Annotated in this window: 5 protein-coding genes and 1 pseudogene; 2 read left to right on the forward strand and 4 right to left on the reverse strand. The window is 60.7% G+C overall.

The features are described from left to right. A partial coding sequence (locus OQK_RS06395) for a transglutaminase family protein (RefSeq protein WP_157221899.1) occupies positions 1-527 on the forward strand: 527 nt, incomplete at its 5' end. A 140-nt stretch (positions 528-667) separates the two neighbouring features. Here the strand turns inward: OQK_RS06395 and maiA are convergent. Genes maiA through hmgA form a run of 3 tightly spaced genes read right to left on the reverse strand, consistent with a single transcriptional unit; the run spans position 668 to position 3,928 of the window. Then, entirely contained in the window at positions 668-1,303 is a 636-nt protein-coding gene (maiA, locus tag OQK_RS06400; RefSeq protein ID WP_016771636.1) for a maleylacetoacetate isomerase, read from the reverse strand. 12 nt (positions 1,304-1,315) lie between these two features. Continuing rightward, positions 1,316-2,620, reverse strand: a complete 1,305-nt coding sequence (fahA, locus tag OQK_RS06405; RefSeq protein ID WP_016771637.1) for a fumarylacetoacetase — start codon at positions 2,618-2,620, stop codon at positions 1,316-1,318. Positions 2,621-2,623: 3 nt separating this feature from the next. Next, a complete protein-coding gene (gene hmgA / locus OQK_RS06410) occupies positions 2,624-3,928 on the reverse strand; it encodes a homogentisate 1,2-dioxygenase (protein WP_016771638.1) in 1,305 nt (434 codons plus the stop codon). A 163-nt stretch (positions 3,929-4,091) separates the two neighbouring features. Here hmgA and OQK_RS06415 point away from each other — a divergent pair, with 163 nt between their 5' ends. Continuing rightward, positions 4,092-4,871 (forward strand): IclR family transcriptional regulator, encoded by a 780-nt coding sequence (locus OQK_RS06415; protein WP_016771639.1) that lies wholly within the window; start codon positions 4,092-4,094, stop codon positions 4,869-4,871. A gap of 27 nt (positions 4,872-4,898) precedes the next feature. Here OQK_RS06415 and OQK_RS06420 read toward each other — a convergent pair. Continuing rightward, a pseudogene (locus OQK_RS06420) lies at positions 4,899-5,704 on the reverse strand (DUF6543 domain-containing protein); the annotation flags it as partial.

Raw genomic sequence — 5,704 nt, forward strand, 5'->3', positions numbered from 1 at the left:
TGCACACCCAGCGCGGTCAGCCGTTGGCATTGGCGTTGATCGCACTGGAACTGGCGCATGGCCTCGAGATTCCTTTGGTCGGGGTCAACTTCCCCGGGCATTTCCTGTTGCGGGTACCCGGCGCCGACCACTTGCTCGACCCTTGCGGCGGTCGACGCTTGTATCCCAACGACTGTCGCGAACTGTTGCAACGCCAATACGGGCCGAACATGCAGCTCAGCGCCGAGCATCTGCTGACGGCCACGCCAGTGCAGATGCTGCAGCGTCTGTCACGCAACCTGCGCCAATTGCATCTGACCCACGACGATCACATCGCCGCGCTGATCGACGCAGAACGAGTGCTCGAACTGGGTGATGCGAAGGCCTCTGATTACATGGCCCGGGCCAGTCTGTATCAACGGCTGGATTGCCCGAACGCTGAACGCTTCGATCTGGAGCATGCGTTATTGCTCAGCGAAGACCCGATCCAGCGCCTGCGCCTGACCGAACGCCTCGGCCATCTGCCGCCGAACTCCGTCGTGCATTGACCGCTTTTTGCAGGTTTGCCCCCATCCTTGAGGCCCACACAAACCTGTGTGGGAGCGAGCCTGCTCGCGAAAGCGGTGTGTCAGCTGAATGAAAGGCCACTGACACGCCGTCTTCGCGAGCAGGCTCGCTCCCACAGGAATTACGGGGTGTCTGGTTGATTGGCAGGATGCGCCTTGATAAACGCCGGATGTTCAGCCGCCAACGCAGCCACACGGCAAATCTTCGGATACGCCTCCAGGCTGACGTTGAACCGCTCTGCCGCATACAACTGCGGAATCAGATACACATCCGCCACACACGGCCATTCGCCAAAACAGAAACCGCTTTCGCCGATCAACTGCTCCACCGTCGCCAGCCCTTGGCTGATCCAGTGACTGATCCACTCCACCACCTGCGTTTCATCCTGCCCCGCCTGGCGCAGGCGATTGAGCACGCTGACGTTGTGCAGTGGATGCACATCGCAGCCGATCACCGCCGCGACACCGCGCACCTGCGCGCGCGTCAGCAGATCATCCGGCAGCAACGGCACCTGTGGATAACGCTCTTCCAGATACTCGATGATCGCCGGCGATTGAATCAGCAGCGCACCGTCATCGGTGCGCAAGGTTGGCACCCGGCCCTGGGGATTGAGCGCCAGATACGCCGGCTGCCGATGTTCACCACCCGACGGTGCGATCAGGTTGACCGGCAGCGCCTGGTAATCGAGGCCCTTCAACGCCAGTGCGATTCGCACCCGGTACGATGAAGTGGAACGGTAATAGCCATAGAGATCCATAAGCCGCTCCTGTCAGCGTGCAGCGATCACGGTGCCGCGACATTCGCCGAAGCCGATCGAGGCAAAACCGTCGCGGGCGCAGCGAGCGCGCAGGATGATTTCGTCACCGTCCTCAAGGAACTTGCGCACTTCGCCGGAAGCCAGTTCGATCGGTTTCTTACCGCCCTCAGTGATCTCCAGCAAGCTCCCAAACTGGCCGTTTTCCGGGCCGGACAAAGTGCCCGAACCAAACAGGTCACCAGCCTGCAACTGGCAACCGTTGACGCTGTGATGCGCAACCATTTGCGCGACGGTCCAGTACATGTAGCGGGTGTTGCTCAGGGTCAGGCGATGGGCGGGCAGGTTCTGCTCGCGCATGGTTTCGGTACGCAACAGCACTTCCAGTTCGATGTCGAAGGCACCGCCGTCCTGATCACGCTTGTCGAGCAGATACGGCAGCGGCTGCGGATCACCTTCAGGGCGCGCCGGTTGCGCCGTGCGGAATGGTTCCAGTGCTTCAGCCATCACCACCCACGGCGAGACGCTGGTGATGAAACTCTTCGACAGGAATGGGCCGAGTGGCTGGTATTCCCAGGCCTGGATATCCCGCGCCGACCAGTCGTTGAGCAGGCAGAAACCGGCGATGTGCTCGGCAGCGTCACCGATGGCAATCGGCTCGCCCATCTCATTGCCCTGGCCGATCCAGATGCCCAGCTCCAGTTCGTAATCCAGACGTGCGCATGGGCCGAATACCGGTTCGGTCTGCCCGGCCGGCAGCGTCTGGCCCTTCGGCCGGCGCACGTCGGTGCCGGACGCTCGCACCGTGGAAGCGCGACCGTGGTAACCGATCGGCACGTGCTTGTAGTTCGGCAACAGCGGGTTATCCGGACGGAACAGTTTGCCGACGTTCTGCGCGTGCTCGATGCCGACGTAGAAGTCGGTGTAATCGCTGATTCGCGCCGGCAGGTGCATCTGGCAATCGGCAGCCAGTGGCAAGACTTTCGCGCCTTGCGCTTCGATGCTGCCACGCAGCGTGCTGCCTTCACTGAACAGTTCGATCAGGCGTTCGCGCAGGGCCACCCGCGCCTCACGACCGAGTTCAAAAAACGCGTTCAACTGCCCGCCCTGCATGGCTTCCACCGCACTGCGTGCGACACCGTCGAACAGACCGGCCTCAAGCGCCACCTGCAAATCGAAGATGTGCTCGCCGATCGCCACGCCCGCGCGCGGACTGCAATCGTTGAGACTGAACACGCCCAGCGGCAGATTCTGCAACGGAAAATCGCTGTGACCGTTGGCTGAAGCGACCCAACTGCGGGTGATGGAATTCTGTGTCATGGGTTATCTCCGGGTCGGGTCGAACGTGGCGGGCAGCGAGGCCCAGCAAGCGTCATAACTGGATTGCAATTGAGGGCAGTCGAGGGCGAAACGGCTTGGGCGCAGCACCTGGCTGGTCTCGAACATGAAGGCCATGGTGTTATCGATTTTTGCAGGTGCAAGCTCGGCGTTGATCGCCCTGGTGCAGGTCTCGCCGTCCGGGCCGTGGGCGCTCATGCAGCTGTGCAACGAAGCGCCGCCGGGCACGAAGCCTTCAGCCTTGGCGTCGTATTCGCCCTGGATCAGGCCCATGAATTCGTTCATCAGGTTGCGGTGGAACCACGGTGGCCGGAAGGTGTTTTCGGCGACCATCCAGCGCGGCGGGAAGATCACGAAATCGAGGTTGGCCAGACCGTGCACGCTGGTCGGCGAGGTCAGTACGGTGAAGATCGAAGGATCCGGATGATCGAAACTCACCGTGCCAATGGTGTTGAAACGGCGCAGGTCGTGTTTGTACGGCACGTTGTTGCCGTGCCAGGCGACCACATTGAGGGGTGAGTGATTGAGTTCGGTGGCCCACAACTGGCCAAGAAATTTCTGCACCAGAGTGGTCGGTTGCTGGAGGTTTTCGTAGGCGGCGACCGGGGTAAGGAAATCCCGTGGATTGGCCAGACCGTTGCTACCGATCGGCCCCAGATCCGGCAGGCGCAGCGGCGCGCCATGGTTCTCGGCGAGGTAGCCGCGTGCCTGTGGATCGAGCAGCTCGACGCGAAACTTCAGGCCACGCGGTAGCACGACGATTTCCAGCGGCGCCACCTCGAGTACGCCCAGTTCGGTGGCGATACGCAGGCGACCGAGTTGCGGCACCAGCAGCATTTCACCGTCAGCGTTGAAGAACACCCGCTCCATCGAACGGTTGGCGGTGTAGTTATAAATGCTGATGCCGGACGGTTTCTCGGCGCCGGCGTTGGCCGCCATGCTGACCAGGCCATCGATGAAATCCGTCGGTTCGGTCGGCAGCTCCAGTGGATTCCAGCGCAGGCGATTGGGCGTCACTTCACCCAACGGTCCGCCGGCCAGTTGCCGTTCCAGTTTGACGAACGCCGGGTGGTTGGCCGATGGCTGAATCCGGTACATCCAGGTGCGGCGCGCTTCGCTGCGCGGCATGGTGAAGGCGGTGCCGGAGAACAGTTCGGTATACAGGCCGTACGGGGCTTTTTGCGGGGAATTCTGGCCAACGGGCAGCGCGCCGGGCAACGCTTCAGTGCTGAATTCGTTGCCGAAGCCGGACTGGTAAACCAGGTCCTGCGCGGGTGAATCGAGGTTCATGGAGCCTCCTGAACAGGGAGTCGGCAATGGCCCATCGCTCTGGCTCAGAGGTCTCGGCACGCCGGGGTTGTTATTATCGTAATCTGATTACGCATAACGTAATTTGCTCGCTATCCAGCGTCAAGCTATAAAGACGCCCATTCGAACCGGAACCGCCAGCCCCATGGAAAAAACCAGCGACAGCAACGGCAAACAGAAAGTCCGCTCCGCCGAGGTCGGCACCGACATCCTCAAGGCTTTGGCCGAGTTGTCACCGTCGACTTCGCTGTCGCGTCTGGCCGAACACGTGCAGATGCCGGCGAGCAAGGTGCATCGCTATCTGCAGGCGTTGATTGCTTCGGGATTTGCCGAACAGAACGCCGCCACCAACCATTACGGCCTCGGTCGCGAAGCGCTGCGGGTGGGCCTGGCCGCACTCAACAGCATGGACGTGCTGAAAGTCGCCGCCCTGCCGCTGTCCGAGTTGCGCGACGAACTCAACGAAACCTGCTTTCTCGCGGTGTGGGGCAATCAGGGCGCAACCGTGGTGCATATCGAACCGGCGGTGCGCGCGGTGACGGTGGTGACGCAATTGGGTTCGGTGCTGCCGCTGCTCAGCTCGTCCACCGGGCTGGTGTTCAGCGCTTACCTGCCGCACCGGGAAACCGATGAATTGCGCGAGCAGGAAATCGCTGTCGCGGAGCATCCGCTCAAGGATGAAACAGCCTATGCAGCGCTATGTCAACAGATCCGCGAACGCGGTCTGCATCACGTGCATGGTTTGTTGATGCCGGGTGTGGATGCGCTTTCTGCGCCAGTGTTCAACGCGGTCGGGCAGATCGCTGCGGTGCTGACCATCGTCGGCCCGACCTCGCTGTTCCACGCCGACGAAAACGGCCCGGCGGCGCAGCGGTTGTTGGCTGCGACGCGGGCCGTGAGTTGGCGCATGGGTTACGAAAGTTAAGTAATGCTTATGTGCGCTCGAAACGACTCAACGCACCGTGGTCTTGCTCAATGCGGTGTCACCCTCTTGCATCAGTGACTTGAAGAAACCGATCAGCTCATCGGCGGGGTCTTCATGGCCGGTGTAATACGTGACGAGTTCCGCGACCGTGCGGGCGTCTTCAAACAGACTTAGAAACGAGCGTTGCGCACGGGTAAGTTCTTTAACCGGCGCCCCCGCCGCTGCAGCCTGACCCAATGTCAGCAGTCCGCTCAATACATCCTGCACATGCCCCAGCGCGGCGGAATAATCACCCCGTCGGTGCGACTGCGACGCGTCGTAGATGCTTTTCATCACCTGCACAGCCACCACCACAGTGCCTACGGGTGGCACCACCAGGCTGACGATGTTTGCGGCCTTCAACAGGTTTTCATAAACCAGGGCGGCAATTATTTCATTGAGACTGGTGGTCCGTTCGTCGATGTCACTCAATACACGGCGCACTCGCTCGTCGTGGAAAGTGAACAGATCGGGCAGTAACGAACGCTGCTGCGTGCGAATGACCGGTCGGGTATCAACCGTTGCGACCAGATTATCGAAGTAATCATTGATCACTTTCTGGTCAATCAGCAGTATCCGCTCGCTGTAGTAGGTCCTGAACGGGCCTTTGCGAAAACGAATCGAAGGAATGAAATCAGCGATCGGCCGGAAGCTGACTTGATCCGGCGCGTCAGGCGTATAGAGCAAGTCGAAGAAACCTGACGATAACTTCAGTCGAAAAATATAAACGCCGCCAACTGTACGGTCACCGGCAGCCGTCAGACCCAGCGTGCCGATGTTGAATTTATACAGCC

The sequence above is a fragment of the Pseudomonas sp. R62 genome (assembly GCF_000257605.1).
Classification (GTDB): domain Bacteria; phylum Pseudomonadota; class Gammaproteobacteria; order Pseudomonadales; family Pseudomonadaceae; genus Aquipseudomonas; species Aquipseudomonas atacamensis.